At 69.7% G+C, this 20,309-nt stretch carries 13 protein-coding genes; 7 read left to right on the top strand and 6 right to left on the bottom strand.

What is annotated here, in order from left to right; translation table 11 throughout:
- Positions 1-31 precede the first annotated feature (31 nt).
- Positions 32-4,063 carry a type VII secretion protein EccCa gene (gene eccCa, locus ACQPYY_RS04665; protein WP_433592865.1) on the top strand — a complete coding sequence of 1,344 codons (4,032 nt, stop codon included), beginning with the start codon at positions 32-34 and terminating at the stop codon, positions 4,061-4,063.
- 68 nt (positions 4,064-4,131) lie between these two features.
- On the opposite strand, the gene ACQPYY_RS04670 is transcribed toward eccCa, so the two are convergent.
- The 5 genes from ACQPYY_RS04670 to ACQPYY_RS04690 form a co-directional block, all read right to left on the bottom strand.
- Complete coding sequence (locus ACQPYY_RS04670; RefSeq protein ID WP_379105258.1) at positions 4,132-4,434, bottom strand: WXG100 family type VII secretion target; 303 nt, start codon at positions 4,432-4,434, stop codon at positions 4,132-4,134.
- Positions 4,435-4,484: 50 nt separating this feature from the next.
- Positions 4,485-4,814, bottom strand: coding sequence for a WXG100 family type VII secretion target (locus ACQPYY_RS04675; protein WP_433592866.1), 330 nt, complete (start codon positions 4,812-4,814; stop codon positions 4,485-4,487).
- 101 nt (positions 4,815-4,915) lie between these two features.
- The gene (locus ACQPYY_RS04680) at positions 4,916-6,124 is read right to left on the bottom strand and encodes a DUF7373 family lipoprotein (protein WP_433592867.1); all 1,209 of its coding nucleotides are present in this window, start codon (positions 6,122-6,124) and stop codon (positions 4,916-4,918) included.
- A 37-nt stretch (positions 6,125-6,161) separates the two neighbouring features.
- The gene (locus ACQPYY_RS04685) at positions 6,162-7,382 is read right to left on the bottom strand and encodes a DUF7373 family lipoprotein (protein WP_433592868.1); all 1,221 of its coding nucleotides are present in this window, start codon (positions 7,380-7,382) and stop codon (positions 6,162-6,164) included.
- A 37-nt stretch (positions 7,383-7,419) separates the two neighbouring features.
- Complete coding sequence (locus ACQPYY_RS04690; RefSeq protein WP_433592869.1) at positions 7,420-8,991, bottom strand: serine/threonine-protein kinase; 1,572 nt, start codon at positions 8,989-8,991, stop codon at positions 7,420-7,422.
- Between the two features lie 142 nt (positions 8,992-9,133).
- Here ACQPYY_RS04690 and ACQPYY_RS04695 point away from each other — a divergent pair, with 142 nt between their 5' ends.
- The gene (locus ACQPYY_RS04695; protein ID WP_433592870.1) at positions 9,134-10,483 is read left to right on the top strand and encodes an FHA domain-containing protein; all 1,350 of its coding nucleotides are present in this window, start codon (positions 9,134-9,136) and stop codon (positions 10,481-10,483) included.
- A 21-nt stretch (positions 10,484-10,504) separates the two neighbouring features.
- Here the strand turns inward: ACQPYY_RS04695 and ACQPYY_RS04700 are convergent, their stop codons facing one another.
- Positions 10,505-11,923, bottom strand: a complete 1,419-nt coding sequence (locus tag ACQPYY_RS04700; protein ID WP_433594567.1) for a metallopeptidase — start codon at positions 11,921-11,923, stop codon at positions 10,505-10,507.
- 169 nt (positions 11,924-12,092) lie between these two features.
- Here ACQPYY_RS04700 and ACQPYY_RS04705 point away from each other — a divergent pair, with 169 nt between their 5' ends.
- The 5 genes from ACQPYY_RS04705 (at position 12,093) to glmM (ending at position 20,281) form a co-directional block, all read left to right on the top strand.
- A complete protein-coding gene (locus ACQPYY_RS04705) occupies positions 12,093-14,777 on the top strand; it encodes an ATP-binding cassette domain-containing protein (protein ID WP_433592871.1) in 2,685 nt (894 codons plus the stop codon).
- A gap of 78 nt (positions 14,778-14,855) precedes the next feature.
- Positions 14,856-17,498: a hypothetical protein gene (locus ACQPYY_RS04710; protein WP_433592872.1), complete on the top strand. Its 2,643-nt coding sequence runs from the start codon at positions 14,856-14,858 to the stop codon at positions 17,496-17,498.
- Positions 17,499-17,722: 224 nt separating this feature from the next.
- A complete protein-coding gene (gene rplM / locus ACQPYY_RS04715) occupies positions 17,723-18,166 on the top strand; it encodes a 50S ribosomal protein L13 (protein WP_357088878.1) in 444 nt (147 codons plus the stop codon).
- A complete protein-coding gene (gene rpsI, locus ACQPYY_RS04720) occupies positions 18,163-18,678 on the top strand; it encodes a 30S ribosomal protein S9 (protein ID WP_357282280.1) in 516 nt (171 codons plus the stop codon). The genes rplM and rpsI overlap by 4 nt, the downstream gene beginning before the upstream one ends.
- Positions 18,679-18,904: 226 nt before the next feature.
- On the top strand, positions 18,905-20,281 hold the full coding sequence (gene glmM / locus ACQPYY_RS04725; RefSeq protein WP_433592873.1) for a phosphoglucosamine mutase: 1,377 nt from the start codon (positions 18,905-18,907) through the stop codon (positions 20,279-20,281).
- Positions 20,282-20,309: the final 28 nt, after the last annotated feature.

Genomic DNA, 20,309 nt, shown 5'->3' on the forward strand with positions numbered 1-20,309 from the left:
TGACCGGCCGAACCTCGGGGGAATTTCCGCGATGAGCACCGTACGGTTCCACCGCCGACCGCGCCGGGAGATGCCGCGTTCGCCCGGCGGCGAAGTCACGCTGCAGCCGCCGCCGGAGATCCCGCGAGCGGTGCCCGCCAACCTTTTCGCGAAGCTGATGCCGGTGGTGATGGGCGTCGGCATGCTCGGCATGGTGGTGCTGCTGTTCACCTCCGGCAGCGGCATCGCGTCCAATCCGATGAGCCTCATGTTCCCGATGATGATGGTGTTCTCCATGGTCGGGATGTATGCGGGCCAGGGCGGCAACGGGCAGAAGGCGGCCGAGGCCGACGAGGACCGCAAGGATTATCTCCGCTATCTCGATCAGGTGCGGCGGGACGTGGAGGTGACGGCCGGGCAGCAGCGGGCGGCCGTCGAATGGAGTCATCCCGAGCCCGGACTGATCTGGATGCTGGCCGGGACCGCTCGGATGTGGGAGCGCCGGCCGGGAGACAAGGACTTCTGTCACGCCCGCATCGGGCTTGGTAGCCAGAGACTTGCTACGAGACTGGTCGCCCCGGAAACAGGGCCCGTCGAAGAGCTCGAACCCATCGCCGCGGTCTCGCTGCGGCGCTTCGTGCGCACCCACTCCACCGTCCCCGACCTGCCGACCGCTCTAGCGGTGAAAGGCTTCGCCGCCGTCCAGCTCACCGGCGACCGCGTCCAGGCCCGCGACATGACCCGGGCCATGCTGCTGCAACTGGCCATGTTCCAAGGCCCCGACCAGGTGCTGATCGCCGTGGTCTGCGGGCCCACGGAGTCTGTGCGGGAATGGGAATGGACCAAATGGCTGCCGCACAGCCAGCATCCCGAATCCCAGGACGGGGTGGGCAGCGGCCGCATGGTGTACGGGTCCATGCGGGAGGCCCACGCCGATCTGAATCCGCTGCTGCACAATCGGGTTCGGTACTCCCGCAACCAGCCCGCAGACCCCGGGCTCACCCAGATCGTGCTGGTGGTCGACGGCGGACTGCTCGAGGCCGAGGAAGATCCGCTGCGCGAGCACGGGTTCGAGGGTGTCACCGTCGTCGACCTGTGTGGATACGCGCCCGGGCTGGCTGCCTCCCGCGGCATCCAGATGGTGCTGGAGAACGGCGAGTGCGCAGGGCGCGGTCCGTCCGGGGCGATGGAACGCTTCGCCGTCATCGACCGCATCACCACGCGCGAGGCCGAACAGGCGGCCCGGCGGCTCGCGCCCTACCGGGCTCCCGCTCCGCGCGCCGCCGAAACCGGCGGCGAAGCGGGCGAGGTGATCTCCGGCTGGGCGCGACTGCTGGGGCTCGGCGACCTCGGAACCTTCACTCCCGAGACCGCGTGGCGGCCGCGCTACGGCCGCGAACGACTGCGGGTGCCGTTCGGCGTCGGGGCCGACGGTCTGCCGGTGGTGCTCGACATCAAGGAGGCGGCCGAGGGTGGCATGGGTCCACACGGGCTGTGCATCGGCGCGACCGGGTCCGGCAAATCGGAATTCCTTCGCACACTGGTGCTCTCGCTCGTCGCCACGCACTCGCCCGATCAGCTCGAGTTCGTGCTGGTGGACTTCAAGGGCGGCGCGACCTTCCTCGGGCTGGAAGGGGTGGCCCACGTCGCGGCCATCATCACCAACCTGGAAGAGGAAGCCGACCTGGTCGACCGCATGCGCGACGCGCTCGCCGGGGAGATGAACCGCCGCCAGGAACTACTGCGCGCCGCCGGGAACTTCGCGAACGTCTCGGAGTACGAGAAGGCCCGGGCCGCGGGAGCCGACCTCGACCCGATGCCCGCGTTGTTCGTGGTGCTCGACGAATTCTCCGAACTGCTCTCGCAGCACCCGGATTTCGCCGAACTGTTCACCATGATCGGCCGCCTCGGCCGCTCGCTGCACGTGCACCTGCTGCTGGCCTCGCAGCGGCTCGAGGAAGGGCGGCTCAAGGGGCTGGAGAGCCACCTGTCCTACCGGATCGGCCTGAAGACGTTCTCCGCCAACGAGTCCCGGCAGGTGCTGGGGGTGCCGGACGCCTACAACCTGCCCGGCAATCCCGGCGGCGGCTACCTGAAGTTCGACGCCGGGGATATTCAGCGGTTCCAGTCCGCCTATGTCTCCGGGCCGTACACCGGTGGCGCGGCGCGGCGCGAGGACGGGACGGTGACCCGCTCCGGCGAGGTCGACGTGGCCGCGCGTCCGTTCAGCGCGGCGCGCGTGGAATTTCGTGCCGCGGACCGAATTCCGCTGCCCGAGCGGCCCGATCCGGTGGCCACACCCGCCGAGACGGACCAGATCTCCGAACTGGCGATGCTGGTGTCCCGGGTGCGCGGGCATGGGCGGCCCGCCCACGAGATCTGGCTGCCGCCGCTCGGCGACGCGCCCACCCTGGATCAGCTGCTGCCGCGGTCCGTTCTCACCGGCGACTGGAATCCGCTGGCGGCCTTGCGGGCCCCGATCGGCATCGTCGACCGGCCCTACGATCAGCGCCGCGATCCCATGGTGGTGGACCTGTCCGGATCGCGCGGCAACGCGGCCGTGGTCGGCGGTCCGCAATCGGGCAAGTCGACGGCGCTGCGGGCGCTGGTGATGGCGATGTCGTTGACGCACACCGCCGAACAGGTCCAGTTCTATCTGCTCGACTTCGGTGGCGGCACCATGGCCGGTTTGGGCGGGCTGCCGCATGTGGGCGCGGTCGCCAGCCGGATGGAGGCGGATCAGGTGCGGCGCACCGTGGCCGAGATGGTGGGCATCGTGCGCCGCCGCGAGGCCGGTTTCCGGCGGCTGGGCGTGGAATCCATGGCCGAGTTCCGGCGGCTGCGCGCCGCCGGGTCCGACGCCGACCGTGCGGCGGGCGTGCGGGAGGATCCGTTCGGCGACGTGTTCCTGGTGATCGACGGGTACGGCGCGTTCCGGCAGGAATTCGAACTGCTCGACCAGACCGTCATGAACCTCGCTGTACAAGGGCTTTCGTACGGTGTGCACATCGTGCTGTCGCTCAACCGCTGGGCCGAGGCGCGGCCCGCGCTCAAGGACCAGATCGGAACGCGCATCGAACTGCGGCTCGGCGATCCGATGGACTCGGATCTCGGGCGCAGGTTCGCGGCGCTGGTACCCATGGGCCGTCCGGGGCGCGGCATGACCGCAGACGGGCTGCACCTGCTGACCGCGCTCCCGAGGGTCGACGGCGACCCGGACCCGAATTCGCTGGGAATCGGTGTGGTGCAGGCTGTTTCGTTGATCGCGCAGCTGACTCCGGGGCGGCCCGCGCCGCCGGTGCGGATGCTGCCCGCGCGGCTGCCACGCGCGGAGTTGCTGCACGCGGCGGCGGACTGGCCCGCGCCGGTGGACGGCTCGCGGCCGTGCCGGCGCTTCCCGCTCGGCATCGACGAGGCGCAGCTGGCCCCGGTGTACCTCGATCTGGCCACGAGCCAGCACTTCGTGATCATCGGCGACTCCGAATGCGGCAAGACCACCGTGCTGCGAACGCTGGTGCAGTCGGTGTGCGCGGCCAACACCACCGATCAGGCACGCATCATCATGGGCGACTACCGGCGCGCCATGCTCGGCGCCGTCCCGCAGGGCTACCTCGCGGGATACGGCACCACCGCACCGCAATTCACCCAGAACATGGCCGACCTGGCCGCCTACCTCACCCAGCGCATGCCCGGGCCCGACGTGACCCCGCAGCAGCTCAGGGATCGCTCCTGGTGGCAGGGCCCGGAACTGTACGTCATCGTCGACGACTACGACCTCGTCGCCAATGCCAGCGGCAACCCCCTGCACGCGCTGGTCGACCACCTCGCCCACTCCCGCGACCTCGGCTTCCATCTGATCCTGGCCCGTCGTTCCGGCGGCGCGGGCCGAGCCATGTACGAGACCACCCTCAACCGCCTCAAGGAACTCAATGCCGCGTCGCTGGTGATGAGCTGCGGCCGCGACGAAGGCGTCCTCTTCGGCAACACCCGTCCCGCCCCCATGCCGCCGGGCCGAGGCACCTACGGCACCCGCTCCGGCGAGGAGCTCATCCAAACCGGCTGGCTGCCATCAGCGGAGCCGTGATGACAGAGCACGGGCCCGGGTGCGGTGCCCGGGCCGGTGCTCTGGAAAGTGCAGTGCGCCTTCGGTTTCTAGAACAGGCCCGCGAGGGCGGTGTCCTTGGCCTGGAGTTCGGCGTTGCCGGTGCGGACCAGGGTGGCCGCGCCATCGAGAGTGGTGTTGAGCTGGAGGACGTGCTGGTTCCACAGGCGCTGGAGGTCGGCGAACGCGTCGTTGGCGTCACCTTTCCAGTTGTTCCGCACGAACTCCTCGACATTGCGGTGGAAGGCCTCGAGCTGGTCGCGGATGGCCTCCGCGCGGCGGATGATCGAATTCGCGCCGTCGGCGACGCCCTCGAAATGGGCGGAGATGATCTGGCCGTCAACTGCTGCCATGGTGAATTCCTTTGCCAGTTGTCGGGAAAGAACGAGGGGTGGCCGAGTGGCTAGACGGCCGGGAGGTCGAGGCTCGAGATCTGGGCGTTGACCTTGGATTCGTAATCCTTGTCGTGCTCTTCGTAGTTCGAGCCGACCTTGATCAGCGTCTCGGCGGTGTGCATGAGCTTGTCGTTGAGCTTGTCGGCCTGGAAGTAGTAGCGCTGCATGAACGCGTTGAACGCGTCGGCCGCGCCGCCCCGCCAATTCGAGCCCGCGACCATGCTGTCCTCGTCGCGCTTCAGATCGGCGATGGAGTGCGTGAGCATGTCGTGGGTCTTCTGGAACTCCTTGGCCTTGGCCTGGATGAGCTCATTACTGGCTTCGAATGCACCGGCCACGGTGCCTCCTTCCGATTCGCGGGCGGACGACCTCGTAGTGATTGGACGCAGGTCGGGCCCCGCCGGTTCCACCTCCGCGCGAGAGGAAGCTCGAACCGCGGCTACCAGGTGCTATTCGCGAACAACGCGTATTGGGCGGCAGCCCGTTGATGGGCGTCGGCGATCTGATCGGAGTCCACCACGGCGGTGTACTGGCGATAGCTGACCGTGCACCGGAAGCGTTTGGCGCGGGTGAGACTGGATGCCGAAGCGTCGGTGGATTGTCCGCATTTCCCGTCCGGGAATCCTGCCGGTGCGTCCGCGACGCCTGAATAGCCGTGTTCGAGAACGGCGGTGGCGAGTTGTTTCGCGGCTTGCGCGTCCCGGGTGCGGAAGAGCATGGACGGACCGTCGTAGTTCGCGCCCGCGATCGAGTATCGATCGATGCCGTCGTCGGTGACGATCCGCTGCCAAAACGCCTGATCGGCGACCCGATGCAGGAAGCCGCGCGGTTCGGCCACGGCCATCGTCTGGAAATCGGGGAGGAAACTCTCCCCGGGATTGAGGGTGCGCCGCAACATGTGATCCGCGTCGAACGGCAGGCGCAGCACGCCCTCCGGGGTCAAGGGCGGCAAGGCATCCAGGAGCGGCAATTGCGCGTCGAGGACCTTCGTGGCTAGCGCGGTCAACTTCGGCAGTTCCGGATCCTTCACACCGACATAGGCGTTGACGACGTAGTTGCCGTGCGCGACCGTCGATCCGATGCTGGCGACCCCGGGCCGCCAATGTGTGTGGGCGTCGGGGTATTTCGGTAGCGCCACCCGTTCGTTGACGTCCGGGGCGACCGCGAAGTCGGTCTCGTCCAATTCCGTGGCGGCCTTGGCGGCGGCCGCCGCGTCACGGAACTGGAGCACGGTGACCGTGGTGAAGGAACTGCCCTCGACGGTCTTGCCGGACTTGTCGGGCTGTTTGTCGGTGTGGCCCACCGAGAGCCCGAACATCATCTTGTTCGCGTCGAGCACCGGCGCGGTGACGTCGGCCAGCACCCGGGTGGCGGTCTCGGTATTGGTCATCGACACCACGCCGGTGCCGAAGGTGAGGGCCGGGTCGATGTCGGCGCCGTTCACCACGTGGCCGGCCAGGCGTTGTGTCGCCAGCTCGATCCCCAGCCGCATGCGCGGGATGTACTCGTAGCGCAGGTCCAGCGGCAGGGTCGAGTACTTGCCGACATCCAGTGTGCGGATGTCGATTTCACCCGGGGTCGCCGTGCCGGTGACGGCCGAACCGCAGCCCGCCACCGCCGCCGCGATGATCGCGAGCAGAGCGGTCATCCGAAATCGTCGCGAGATCATTCCCGTCCTCTCCCGATCACTTTTCCGCATTGACGAACAGGGCATACTGCGCCGAGATCCGTTGCTGGGCATCGAGCAACTGGCTCGCCGCCACCTCACCGGCGAAGCGACCGTGGGTGACGTAGCAGTAGTAGGTGATCGAGAAGCGCTGCGGCCCGGTGTATTTGCGGCACTGCGCATTCGGCAGGTTCACGGGGGAGTCGGCGGGCCGGAAGGTGCGCGAGGTGCCGGAGCGCTCGGCGACGATGGCGGCGGCTCCGGCGGCGTCGCGGGCGCGGAAGACGTAGCCGCCGTTGAACGCCACCCGGTCCACGCCCGCCTGCTCGAACAGTGCGGCGTTGTCGTCGCCGGGGAAGATCTGGAGTCCGCCGTGCCGGTCGTAGACGCCGGGGATGCCGCGCTCGGACTGATCGTCGACGACGGTGCGCAGCGTCCGCCCGAGCACGCCGTCCAGGTCGACGGGCTGCTCGGTCAGCTTGTCCGGCGCGACGGCCGGGAACTTCGCCAGCGCGCCCGGGATGACGTCGATCCCGAGCTGGACGCGCGCCAGCAGGGCGGCCGGATCGCTGACCTTGGTCTCCGCCATCACGTCGTCCCACACGTAGCCGAAGATGACGAATCGGCCGGTGGCGTACCAGGATCGGACGGTGGCGTTGAAATCGTAGGACTTGTCCAGGTAGACGAAGGCGTCCGGATATTTGTCGAGGTGCAGGCGGTCGCTCGGGGCGGCGTCGAAATCGGCTTGGCCCAGGGCCTGCGCGGCCGCCTTCGCCGCGGCGTCGTCGGTGAAGATCAGCACCGTGTTCGCGAATTCGTAGGACAGCCCCGGTGATTTGTCGGAGTTTCCGGTGGTGACGTAGCCGGACAGGAAGCCGGGCGCGGCGGCCCTCAGATCGGAGGCCTTGGCGTTGGTGCGGATCTTCACGGCATTGGAGCCCAGATCGATGAACGGGCGGATCGCGCCGTTCACCGCGGCCGGAGGATATTTGACCACCGGATTGATTTCCGCCGGCAGCGGCAGATAGTTGGCCAGCCGTTCGGCCTGCACGGCGCGGCCGAGTTCCTTGCTCTCGGCCTTGTCGTACTTCTTGGGCTGGGTGATCAGGTTGCCGGTGTCGAGCTTGGCCAGGTCGATGACCGGCTCGGCCGGGGCGGCGGCCCCCGGATCCGAGCCGCAGGCGGCGGTCATCATCACCGTGACGGCGAAGGCCGCGGACATGGCTGCGCGCAGGCGCATGGGTTCCCCTCCCCAGAGCTGACTGACCGGCAAAACCCTACTTGATCCGGTTGTGCAGGACCGGAACCAGTTTGGTGAGCAGGGTCTGACCGGATTCCGGGGTCCAATTGCGGATCGCCGCGACCGCGGACGCGTCGTCGACCGGCACCACGATGGCGCGGGAGCTGGTGATCTCGCTGGGCAGGCCGAGCAGGCCGCCGCCGCCCGCCTTCGCGTCGCTGCGGACCGCGATGATGTACGAGTCGTCGGTCACCTTCAAGGAACCGTAGCCGGAGGAGGGTCGCGGGGAGGTCTCCCCGGCCGCGGGCTGGTACTGGGCGTTGTAGACGAAGCCCAGGCTCTCCAGGTATTTCGCCTGATCACTGCCGGTCAGGTAGATGCTGTATTTGGTGTTGTAGTCGTCGCCGGTCACGTCGACGACGGTGACGGACTTGCCTTGGAACGCGGGATTGTCCTTGCGCGCCTGGTCCACCGAGTTCGGGGCGGTGTTCGCGGCCGGGGCCGCACCGGCGGACGTCGTTGCGGCGGAACCGGTCTCGCTGCCACCGCTGGCGACGATGCCGATGCCCACGGCCACCGCGGCCGCCACCGTCGCCGCACCGACACCCAGGTAGAGCCGGGTCCGGTTGCGCGATGGCCGCACCAGCTCGGTGGGCTCGGCCGCGGAAACCGGTATGCCGCTCTGGGTCTCACCGGCCGGCAGCAAGCCCGGCGGCGCGATCTGGATCGGATAGGTCGGAGAAGTAGTGGTGGACACCGGGTTGTAGCCCGGCACCAGCGCGGCCGTGGCGGCCTCGGTGAACTCGCGGCAGGAATTGAAGCGCTCGGCCGGATTCTTCGCCATCGCCCGCGCGAAGACCTGATCCAGCGCGGCGGGCAGATACGGATCGACATCGGTGGCGCGCGGCGGCGGCTCGTGCAGGTGGCCCATCATGACCAGCGCCGGTTGCGTTGCGGGATACGGGTTCCGGCCGGTCAGCAGCTTGAAGAACGAGCAGCCCAGGCTGTAGATGTCGGCGCGGTGGTCCAGCGGCAACCCGGACAGCTGCTCCGGCGGCGCGTAGGCGATAGTGGCGACGAAACTACCGGTCTGGGTGAGTTCGGTGGTGTCCTCGGTGGACTTGGCGACGCCGAAGTCGGCCAGCAGTGCCCGCTCGTCCTCACCGGCGGCGGTGGAGAGCAGGAAGTTGGCGGGCTTCACGTCCCGGTGCAGCAAGCCGCGCCGGTGCGCGTAGTCCAGGCCGCGGCCGATCTGGGTGACGATGGACAGCGCCCGCAGTGGCGGAATGGCGGCCGGATCGCGCTTGAGCTCGGCCGAGGCGTCGGTGCCCTCGACATACTGCATGGCGATCCACAGCTGCCCGTTCTCCTCGCCGCGATTGTGCACCGCGACGATGTTCGGGTGGTCCAGGCCCGCAACCACATTGGCCTCGCGTTCGAAGCGGCCGCGGAACTCCTCGTTGCTGGTCAACTCGGCGGAGAGCACCTTGAGCGCGTCCATGCGCGGCAACTCGGGATGCTTGCCCAGATACACGGTCCCCATGCCGCCCGAGCCGAGCACGCGAACGATCCGGTATCCGCCGACGATGGTGCCAGGACTCAGTGCCATCGCATCAACTCCTGGATCCTCGCCGGACGCAGCGGCTCCCCCCGCTGCTCTCCGCGACTGTAGCCGGTGCCGGACGGGCACGTAACCTGGTGGCTGTGCTGAAGGATCCCTGTCGCGTGCTTCCCGGGGGCCGGTTCCCGTGATGGATCGGCAGGTCGAGGTCGTCGCGGGCGGCCATGCGCTGAGCCGGGTGGCGGGAGCGGTGATCCTGGTCGCGCATCGGGAGCGGGGTCCGATCACGCCCGAATCGCGGGCCGTGACGGCGGTGCGGGCGCTCGGGGACCTGGTCGCCGACGCCACCGATCTGGTCCCGGACGGGCCGGGGCGGCAGATCGCGCGGCAGGCCACCCGCTGGCTGATGAAGGAGGCCGAGCGGATCTCGCCCGGGCAGCCCATCGAATTCGGCATCCTGTCCACCGCCGACACCGGCGGGCTGGCCATCTTCCTGCACGGATCGGTGACGGCCGTGCTGGCCGGAACCGCGGTCGAGTACTACCGCGGCAGCGACGCCGCCTTCACCGTGGACCGGGTCGCCGCGCCGCCCGCGCGGGCCGCGGCCCTGTTCATCGACGAACCGCGGCAGCGGGCGCCGGAACTGCCCGAGCGCGGAATCGGCTCGCTCGTCGAGGGACTCGCGCCCGCGTCGGGCGCGGTGGTGTGGTTCGAGGGCGAACCGGTGGTGTCACGCACCCCGGCGCGTCCGGTGGGGGCGCGGCACCGGGCCGCGGAACCGCCGCCGCCCACGGCCGCCTTCGACGCCGAACGCGATCCCGAACCCGAACCGCCGCCGGTGGACCCGGACCTGATCCCGACCCGCACCTCCAATCGGATTCCCGCGAACCTGGATCCCGCCCCGGTGGACCCGGTCACCGAGGGCATTCCGGCAGCGCCGGACCTGCACCACGCGCCCACCGAGATGGGCGGCGCGAGCGAGCTGAGCGGCACCAACCCGGCGCCCAAACCCGACCCGGACCTGCAACGACGGCTCGAGGCCACCGCCAAGGCGACCGCGCTCACCGCGAAGGTGCTCGGATTCAAATGCGCGCGGGCGCATCCCAGCGACCCGCGGGCCGCCTTCTGCACCGTGTGCGGCATGCCGGTGGATCAGACCCAGCACGTGTCCGAGGTGATCCGGCCGCCGCTGGGCATGCTGGTGCTCGACGACGGCATGACCTTCATGCTGGCGGCCGACGCCGTGGTGGGCCGCGATCCCGAACTGTCCGAACCGGCCCGCGGGGGCCTGCTGCCACTGCGCATCGACGACAGCTCCGGCGGCATGTCCCGGGCGCACGCCGAGATCCGCTTGGTGAACTGGGATGTCACCATCGTCGACCGCGGCTCCACCAACGGCACCCGGGTGCGCCCGCCCGGCTATCGCGATTGGGTTCGGCTGCAACCGAATCAGCCGTTCACGCTGGTGCCGGGCGCGGAGGTCATGCTCGGCAACCGGGTGCTGCGGTTGGAGCCGGTCGCGCCGCCGCCCTTCGGGTAGGACGCGAGAACTCCCGCGCCCCTAGGTGTATCGGGAGTAGCAGATCTCCTGATTGGCGCCGAGCACGCCCGCGCGGAAGGCGTCCACGCGGGAGAAGCCGCTGGGCACGGTCTTGCCGTCGGTGTCGCTGGCCGCCAGTCCGTCGGTGAGCAGACCGGAGACCGCCTCGTCCAGATCGCCCGCGGACAGCGAGATGCCGCCGGACGCCTTGCGGCTCGGGTCGGCCAGTTTCCCGGAGATCACCCCGGACAGGCAGGCCGCGCGCAGACCGGTCTTCGCACCCTTCAGGGGCAGTCCGGCGGCGTGCTGCACGGCGAGGGTGTAGCGGGAGATGAAGACGATGTAGGCGGTGAAATCGCCGGTCACGTTGGCGGGCAACGCGTCCTGGTCGTCGGCATTGGAGACGCCGCGGTCGTGCAGCGCGGGCACATCGGTGCCGATCCGATTGGTGGCCGGGCAGTAGGTGACCGGCACGGTGTCGGCGCCATTGCGGCAGTTCAGCTTCGCGGTGTCGTAGCCGTACTCGGGTTCCTCGCGCACCGGCATGATGGTCGCCATCGACTTGGCCAGCTCCTGCAGGCTGGACTGGGTCACCTCGGACTGGCCGTGATTGGCGTCGTTGCCGAGAGTCTGCGGCAGATCGCCGCGGCGGCGGTCGATCTCGTTCTGGTCGATGGTCTTACAGCCCTTGGCGCCGTCGGTGAACCCGATCTGCACGGCCGTCACCCGCTCGAACGCGGAACCGTGCACGCTCTGGGGATCATCGGGGTCGGCGTCGCGGAAGGCGACCGTGGCGGCCAGCACCGCGTTCAACCCGTCGGAGGTGTTGATCGTGAAGTGCGGCGCCTTGCCCTCGGCCACATTCCGGATGAACGCGCCCGCGAAGCAATCCGCCTGCTGCTCCTTGACGATCGTCGGGGTGCGGCGGCCGACCAGTTTGGCCATCTCCTGGATGGCGTGCCCGTACTCGTGGGCCAGCACCATGACCACCGACATCTTCCCGAACTCGTCGGCCACCGCGGGCAGCAGCACCCCGCGATCCCAGCCCACCGAACCGTCCAGTCGGCAGTAGGCGGCGTTCACGAGCCGGTAGCTGGTCTCGCCGCAGAACTGCCCGGCCTGCGAGCGCGGCGTCTTGGCGTTCCAGGAGATGAAGTGGTCCACCGGGCTGAAGGCGCCGCCGAACTCGCGCGGAAACTCGCCCTGCCAATAGGTCTGGATGTCGTCGAGCGCGTTGAGCACCAAATTGTCGATACTGCCGCCGTCGGAGTTCTCCGCGGTCAGCGTCGAATCCGGGACCCCGGAGCGGGGGCCGCTGGGACCGCCGGTGGTAGGCAGACCGGCCACCTTGAACGGGTCGTCGTAGATCGATACGGCCCGGCCGTGAACATTTCGTGTACATCCGGACAAGAGCGCGACCGCCACGAGCACCACGCCCAGCGTCACGAATACACGGCGAATTCCCGTGGACCGGCGCGTGCGCACCGCCTCCCCCCGGCGTCTCCCCACGTGTTCTCCCTCGACAACCGATACCGATCGTGTCCCGGAATCGGACGGACGGCCGAGAAGCGCGACGCCGGACTCCGGGGGCTTCAATTATCATCCCACCATGTCTTCACCGGGGGCGCAGCAGATCACCGTGCGTCATGATGGAACCGAACGGGTCTTCGACGCGACTCAGCAGATCACGATGGGCCGGGCGCCGGAGGTGACGCTGTTCGTCGACAGCCCACTGGTCTCCCGCGTGCACGCGATCCTGAGCTACGAGGCCGGATCGTGGATGCTCAGCGACAACGGCAGCACCAACGGCGTTTTCGTGGACGCCCGCCGGCTGACCACGCCGCTGGTGATCAACCGGCCCACCCAGGTGCGGCTCGGCGACGCCATCAGCGGCCCGCTGCTGCACCTGCTGCCGCAGCTCGCGCGCGGCGGCGGTGGCGCGCCGCAACCGCAACCGCAGCAGCGGCCGGCGCCGCAGCAGAACCGGCCGCCGTCCCGGCCGCTGCCCCAGGTGGGACAGCCGCAGCAGGCGCAGCAGCCGTTCGCGCAGCGCCCGCCGGTGCAGCAGCGACCGCAGCAGGCCTGGCAGCCGCCGAACGTGGCTCAGCCCAACCAGAATCAGTGGAATCCGAACCGGCCGGTATCGGGTCCGCAGCATCAGCAGCCGAATCCGGTGCCGCAGCGGCCGACTCCGCCCGTCGGCAACGCGGCCACGCCGAATGTGGTGCGCCCGCCGGTCAACCAGCCGCCGCAGGGCGGCGATCCCATCAACATGACCACCAAGGCGGACACCTCGGCGCTGCCGCCGATCCGTGCGCGGGCCTCCACCGCGGCCATCGCGCGGGCCGACCGGATTCCGCGCAACGGTCTGCACATCGGTCGTACCAGTGACAACGAGATCGTGGTCAACGATCCGATGGCCTCGCGCAAGCACGCGCGGCTGGTGCCCGACCGTGAGGGCCTCGCCATCGAGGACCTCAACTCCGCCAACGGCACCTTCGTCAACGGCCGCCGCGAACAGCGCGCGCTGCTGCGCGAACGCGACATCGTCACCATCGGTAACGTCGACTTCGTCGTGCAGGAAGGCACGCTCGTGCACCGGCAGCGGCCGGTCGCCGAACAGGGCCTGCACGTGCACGGCGTCTCGTTCACCGTCGAGGGCAACAAGCAGCTGCTCGTGGACGTGAACATGCAGGCCGGGCGCGGATCGCTGACCGCGCTCATCGGACCCTCCGGCGCGGGTAAGTCCACGCTGTCGAAACTCATTGCGGGAACCACGCTTCCGTCCGCGGGCGTGGTCACCTTCGAGGGCCGCAACCTGCACGCCGAATACGAGGCGCTGCGCTCCCGCATCGGCATGGTGCCGCAGGACGACGTGCTGCACCGGCAGCTCACCGTCAAGCAGGCGCTCAACTTCGCCGCCCAGCTGCGACTGCCCCCGGACACCAGCAAGGCCGACCGCAAGCAGGTGATCGCCGATGTGCTGAAGGAGCTTTCGCTCACCCAGCACGCCGACACCCGCGTGGACCGGCTCTCCGGCGGTCAGCGCAAGCGCGCCTCGGTGGCCATGGAGCTGCTCACCGGCCCCTCGCTGCTCATCCTCGACGAGCCCACCTCCGGCCTGGACCCGGCGCTGGACCGCCAGGTCATGACCATGCTGCGGGAACTGGCCGACGCCGGGCGCACCGTCATCGTGGTCACCCACTCGGTGGCCTGCCTGGACATGTGCGACCAGGTGCTGCTGCTGGGCCCGGGCGGCAAGACCGCCTTCTGCGGGCATCCGGGCAGCGTCGGGCATTCCATGGGCACCAGCGACTGGGCAGAGATCTTCGGCCGCGTCGCCGCCGATCCGGATGGGGCCTTCGCGAATTTCCGCTCCCGCCAGGCGTTCGCGGAGCCGCCCGCGCCGGTGAAACCGGTGGAACGGGCGAAGGCGCCCAAATCCAGTCCGTTCAAACAGTTCTCGACCCTGGCCCGGCGGCAGTTGCGGCTCATCTTCGCCGACCGCGGCTATCTGGCGTTCCTAGGGATCCTGCCGTTCGTGCTCGGCGGTCTATCACTGGTCGTGCAGGGCAAGAGCGGATTCGAGTCCGTCGGATTCGTGCAGGCGCCCGATGGCAGCTTCGTGCGCGCCAACAACGGTGAGGCGCAACAGCTGCTGGTCGTGCTGATCCTCGGCGCGTGCTTCATGGGCGCCACGCTCACCGTGCGTGACCTGGTCGGCGAGCGGGCCATCTACTACCGCGAACGCGCGGTCGGATTGCGCTCCGGCGCCTATCTGATGTCGAAGGTCGTGGTGTTCAGCCTGGCGGCGCTGGTGCAGTCGGCCGTGATGATCGGCATCGTGCTGGCGGTGAAGAAGCCACCGGCCACGGGCGCGGTGCTCTCGCTCGGCACCGTGGAGCTCTACCTCGACATCGCGTTGACCGCGGTGGCCTGCGTGATCCTGGGCCTGGTGCTGTCCTCGCTGGCCAAATCCAACGAGCAGGTGATGCCGCTGCTGGTGGTGGTCATCATGGCCCAGCTGGTGATGGCGGGCGGCATGATTCCGGTGACCGGTCGCGCCGTACTGGATCAGCTGTCCTGGCTGTTCCCGTCGCGCTGGGGCTATGCCGCCGGAGCGTCCACGGTCAATCTGCCCGAGCTGTCGATCTCGGCCGCGGCGCAGCAGGACAGCTTCTGGAAGCACACGGTCGCCGCGTGGTCGCTGGATGTGGCCATGCTGTGCGTGATCGCGACGCTGCTGACCCTGTTCACCTGGTCGCGCCTGCGTTTGAAGAAGTCTGCGGCGTGACCGGGGACACACTCGCGCAGGGGTGCGAAGAGTGATTCGGTCGCGCGCTCAACGGAGCGAGCAGGCAGACTTATGACTGTGACAGCGCGAGTTGGGGCAGTGCATCTCGGCTGGGACGTGGTGTCGGTGGCCGCCGGTGGCGGCGGTTCACCCATACGCCCGGTCCAGGTCGAGGGCTCGTACACGCCGCCCGCATATCTGCTGGCCGACTCGTCGGGCCGGCTGCACACCGCCGGCGTGGACCGGCGGCCGGATGTCGGCATCGCCATCTCCGATGTGCGCGACATCATCGGGCATCCGCAGATCGTGGTGGCCGGGGCGACCTGGCCCGCCGAACTGGTGTTCCGGGCGCGCATGCACAACCCGCTGGCCTCGGTGATCGAGCACTTGGGGGCGACGCCCGACGTGCTGGCGCTGCCCTTCCCCGACGAATGGCCCGACCCGCAGGTCGACGAATTCGTGCGGCTGGTGGAACAACTCGGTGTACCCGCCGAACCGCTGCCCGAGTCGGTGGCGCTCTCGGGCTACGTGCGCGCCCTCGGCCTGGTGCGCGCGCCCGGCCGCGGACCCGGCGTCGGAGCCGTCGGCGTCTACTCCGATGGCCGCGAATGCCTCGTCGTCGCGGTGCACGGCAATGACGACCAGCCCACCGAATCGGTCAGCGTCGCCATCACCGCCGAGGCGCTGCACGAGGCGCATGCCGCCGACAATGTGGTCATCGAGGTGATGGCCGCGGCCCGTGCCATCAATGCCGACACCTCCACGGTGCTGCTCACCGGCAATGTCTGTTTCAACGACGCCTTGCGACTGGCCTTCCAGAACCACCTCGGCCACCGCTTCCAGGTCGCCGACCACCCGATGCACGCCCTCGTCCTCGGCGCGACCCATCTGCTGGTCGCCGACAGCGAAGGCGACCCGGCCTACGACCGGCCCCAGCCCGGTGCGGGACAGCAGTCGAACAGTTCCGGGCAGCAGCCGGGCGGCGCGGGACAACAGTCGGTCGGCGTCGGACAGCAGGCCGGCGGAGCGGAAGCGCGGCCTGTCGAGCAGGGGCCGCGCCACGTCACCGGTGGCCGCGACGCGGACCAAGCGCTGCAGCGCCAGCCCGAACCGCTGTCCCAGCAGCCGGAACTGATTCCCCGGCACATGGATTCACCGCCGGCGCCCGAATCCGCTCCGCAGCGCTCGGGTTCCGCGCCCCGCACCGGCCCGCAGCCCGCGGTCGACGGTGACCGCGACGGCGGCGATCCGGACGCCCGGACGCGTCGTCCGACGGCGGAGGAGGCCGCCGCGGCGCAGGGACCGCAGGCGGGTGGGCCGGGCCCGCAGCCGGTGGCCGATCCGGCCGCCGAAGGACTCACGCGGCGAATCACCGGGCAGGAGGCCGCATCTCAGGGCGGCCCCACCGGTAACACCGGACCCGGCGGTATCACCCAGCGGGTGACGCCCGAGGAATTGGCCCGGCTGACCGCGCAGGCGGGAGCGGGCGAGAACCGGACCGCCGCCGCGGGGACCGGCCCGAGTATCGATGCGGGCCACAGGGTTGCGCGCGGGTCCGAGGGCCCGGCTACCGGGTCGCAGCCCGTCGTCGGGGGACGAGGGACGCTGCCGCCCGGTCTGGAAGGCGTCGGCGGCCGATTCACGCGGCCGCCGGGCTCACCCGCCGATGACCAGATGACCACGGTCTTCGGTCCGGGTGACCACGGCGGCGCCGGATCGGGTCATGGCTACGGGTCTGCCCCCGAGGGCGGCCAGGGCTCGGGTTCCACGGGTGCGCAACAGGGTTCGGCGGGAAGCTACGGCCCCGGCGGGCAGGGCCCACAGGGCGGTCCGGGCGCTCACGGCGGTTACGGCCAGGGCGGCGGTTTCGGACCGGGTGGCCCGACCACGGGCGGCTATCCGCAGCAGGGCGGAGCGGCGGGTCAATTCGGGCCCGGCACAGGCGGTCCGGGCTCGGCGGGCGGCTACGGCACCGGCTACGGTTCGGCGAACGCTGCAGGTTCGGAGGGTTCGGCGCAGGGCGGTTACGGTCCCGGCGGCGCGCAGCCGGGTCAGGGCGGGCAGTACGGCGGCCAGCAGGGCGCCGCCGGCCAGTACGGCCAGGGCGGATACGGCTCGGGCGGTTACGGCGGCCAAGGTGGCTACGGCGGCGGCGCTTACCCGGCGGGTCCCTATGGGGCCGAGGGGGATACGTCCGGTTCGGGTCGCGGGAGTTTTGCTGGATCCGGCGGAAACGCTCCTGGTCAACCCGGCGCGATGTACGGTGGGTCGATGTCGTCGGGGGTGCGTGGGTCTACTCCGCAAACGCCGGAAGATACCGCTGGGCAGTCGGATTCGGACTCCGGATCCGGCTCCGAGGGTGATCGCAAGCAGCGCAAGGGCAAGCTGTGGAACAAGATGCGCAAGCCGTTCGGCGCGCCCATCATCGTCGGCGCGGCGGCCCTGTCGCTCCTGGGCGCGCACTCGGATCAGCGCCAGGACCCCACGGCCGGATCCCCGGCGCCCGTCGGCGGTGTGACCCGGGCCACCGATATCGAGCTGATCCCGGTCGGTGAGAGCTGCGCGGTGACCCCGTTCGTCTCGGGGCTGCCCGGCTCCGGCGTCGCCACCATCGGCGACCCGCACAAGACGGACTGCGTGCGGTCCGGCATCGACACGCTGCGCTACACGCTGCCCGGCCCGGTGCGCGGGGTCGACCCCGGCCCGCCGTTGCACATCTGACCGCCGGCCGGGGGCATCCCCCGGTGGCGGGGCGCATCGGACCGGTGGTCACGGCTCCCGGGACCGATTCGAGGGTCCGCGGTCCCCGCTGGTATGGTTGCTCGTTGGTGTGCGGTACGGCCGGGTTTCCGGCTGTCACACGAGCCCCGGGTCTCCACCGGCCGCCGGGATTCAGCTCGATCGCGTACTTGGCTGGCAAAACCTACGACAGACAGGGATGCACTGTGCCTACGTACAGCCCCAAGGGCGGTGACGTGACCCGCAAGTGGTACGTCATCGACGCCACTGACGTAGTGCTCGGCCGTCTTTCCGTGCAGGCTGCGAACATCCTGCGTGGCAAGAACAAGCCGACCTACGCCCCGAACGTTGATGGCGGCGACTTCGTCATCATCATCAACGCCGACAAGGTCGCCATCTCCGGCAACAAGCGGCAGGACAAGGTCCTCTACACCCACTCCGGTCACCCGGGTGGTCTGAAGGGCCGTACCGTGGGCCAGATCCTGGACACCCGCCCCGACCGTCTGGTCGAGCGCGCCGTCAAGGGCATGATCCCGAAGAACAAGCTGGGCAACAAGATCATCGGCAAGCTGAAGGTCTACGCGGGCCCGAACCACCCGCACGCCGCCCAGCAGCCCATCCCCTTCGAGATCAAGCAGGTGGCCCAGTGACCGCTCCTGAGGAATTCAACGACGACTACGTCGTCGAGGACACCGCCGTGGAGGTCGTCGAGGAGGGTGACGGTTACGAGGCCGAGGCCGAGTACACCGAGACCTTCTCCGCTCCGGTGATCATCGATCGTCCGGTGCAGACCGTCGGCCGCCGCAAGGAGGCCGTGGTCCGCGTGCGCCTGGTGCCGGGCTCCGGCAACTTCGTGCTGAACGGCCGCACCATCGAGGACTACTTCCCGAACAAGGTGCACCAGCAGCTGGTGAAGTCCCCGCTCGTCACCGTCGAGCGCACCGAGACCTTCGACATCCACGCCCGCCTCGTCGGTGGTGGCCCGTCGGGTCAGGCCGGCGCTCTGCGCCTGGCCATCGCGCGTGCCCTCATCGAGGTCACCCCGGACGACCGTCCCGCCCTCAAGCGTGCCGGCTTCCTGACCCGTGACCCGCGTGCCACCGAGCGTAAGAAGTACGGCCTCAAGAAGGCCCGTAAGGCGCCTCAGTACTCGAAGCGCTGATATTGCGCCGTCAGGCTCTACCGTGCCCGGCCCCCGTGGGGACCGGGCACGGTACGGTCTACACGGCAACCTGTGCGAGAGCAGGCTCCCCACAACGGTTTACAACCGTTGCCACCTCTTTCCTGGACGCACTCCGCCGCGGAACGCGGCGGAGTGCGAGAGTCCCGGAGAGGGCGGGAAGCCTGCTCTCGTGCTGTATCCACCGAACTGCAGGGGTGTTGAGGTAATGGGACGTTTGTTCGGTACCGACGGTGTGCGCGGGCTCGCCAACGGGTCGCTGAGTCCGGAACTGGCGCTACAGGTTTCGGCCGCCGCGGCGCAGGTCCTGAGCCGCGGGAAGAAGCGCGCCGTCGCCGTCGTCGGACGCGATCCCCGCGCCAGCGGCGAGATGCTGGAGGCCGCCGTCACCGCGGGCCTCACCTCCGCGGGCGTGGACGTGCTGTCGGTCGGCGTGCTGCCGACGCCCGCCGTCGCGTACCTGACCGGCGTGTACGACGCGTGCCTGGGCGTCATGATCTCCGCCTCACACAACCCCATGCCGGACAACGGCATCAAGATCTTCGCCGCGGGCGGGCACAAGCTGGACGACGCCGTCGAGGACCGGATCGAGGCGCTGGTCGCGGAGGGTGGTTTCACCCGGCCCACCGGCGCGGCGATCGGCCGCATCCTCGGACGCCCCGGCCTGGGCGGGCACGTCTTCGACGTGAACGACCGGTACAGCCTCGAGGGCACCCACGAACGCTATGTCGAGCACCTGGTCCAGGCCACCGGCCGTGACCTGCGCGGACTCACCGTCGTGGTGGACTGCGCGCACGGCGCGGCCTCCGAGGTCGGGCCGGCCGCCTACCGCGAGGCGGGCGCGACCGTCATCGCCATCAACGCCGACCCCGACGGCCTCAATATCAACGACGGCTGCGGCTCCACGCATCTCGAGCAGGTCCAGGCCGCCGTGCGCGCGCACGGCGCCGACCTCGGCCTCGCCCACGACGGCGACGCCGACCGCTGCCTGGCCGTGGATGCCACCGGCGCGGTCGTGGACGGCGACGCCATCATGGCCGTGCTCGCCGTCGGCATGCGCGACTCCGGCGACCTCGTGGAGAACACGCTGGTCGCCACCGTCATGAGCAACCTCGGCCTGCACATCGCCATGCGCGAGGCCGGAATCACGGTGCGCACCACCGCCGTCGGTGACCGCTACGTGCTCGAGGACCTCCGCAACGGCGGCTACACCCTCGGCGGCGAGCAGTCCGGGCACGTGGTGTTCCCGCGCTACGGCACCACCGGCGATGGTGTGCTCACCGGCCTCAAGCTGATGGCGAGGATGGCCGAGACCGGCAGCAGTCTGGCCGACTTGGCGGGCATCGTGCAGGTCGTCCCGCAGATCCTGGTGAACGTCCCGGTCACGGACAAGGCCGCCGTCGCCACCGCCCCCGCGGTGCTGGAAGCCGTCGCCCAGGCCGAGCAGCTGCTGGGTGACACCGGTCGAATCCTGCTGCGCCCCAGCGGAACCGAACAACTGGTCCGCGTCATGGTCGAGGCCACCGACCCGGACCAGGCGCACCACCTCGCCGACCATCTCGCCAAGCTGGTCGAGGCGGTCTGACTCTTCGCCGAGTGGCACACCCTGGCGG

The organism is Nocardia sp. CA-145437, from assembly GCF_050956485.1.
In the GTDB taxonomy this organism is placed as follows: Bacteria; Actinomycetota; Actinomycetes; order Mycobacteriales; family Mycobacteriaceae; genus Nocardia.

Bases quoted from the DNA above. Each gene is read 5' to 3' on its own strand.
- eccCa (WP_433592865.1), top strand. From the start codon at position 32: ATGAGCACCGTACGGTTCCACCGCCGACCGCGCCGGGAGATGCCGCGT.
- ACQPYY_RS04670 (WP_379105258.1), bottom strand. From the start codon at position 4,434: ATGGCAGCAGTTGACGGCCAGATCATCTCCGCCCATTTCGAGGGCGTC.
- ACQPYY_RS04680 (WP_433592867.1), bottom strand. From the start codon at position 6,124: ATGACCGCTCTGCTCGCGATCATCGCGGCGGCGGTGGCGGGCTGCGGT.
- ACQPYY_RS04685 (WP_433592868.1), bottom strand. From the start codon at position 7,382: ATGCGCCTGCGCGCAGCCATGTCCGCGGCCTTCGCCGTCACGGTGATG.
- ACQPYY_RS04690 (WP_433592869.1), bottom strand. From the start codon at position 8,991: ATGGCACTGAGTCCTGGCACCATCGTCGGCGGATACCGGATCGTTCGC.
- ACQPYY_RS04695 (WP_433592870.1), top strand. From the start codon at position 9,134: ATGGATCGGCAGGTCGAGGTCGTCGCGGGCGGCCATGCGCTGAGCCGG.
- ACQPYY_RS04705 (WP_433592871.1), top strand. From the start codon at position 12,093: ATGTCTTCACCGGGGGCGCAGCAGATCACCGTGCGTCATGATGGAACC.
- glmM (WP_433592873.1), top strand. From the start codon at position 18,905: ATGGGACGTTTGTTCGGTACCGACGGTGTGCGCGGGCTCGCCAACGGG.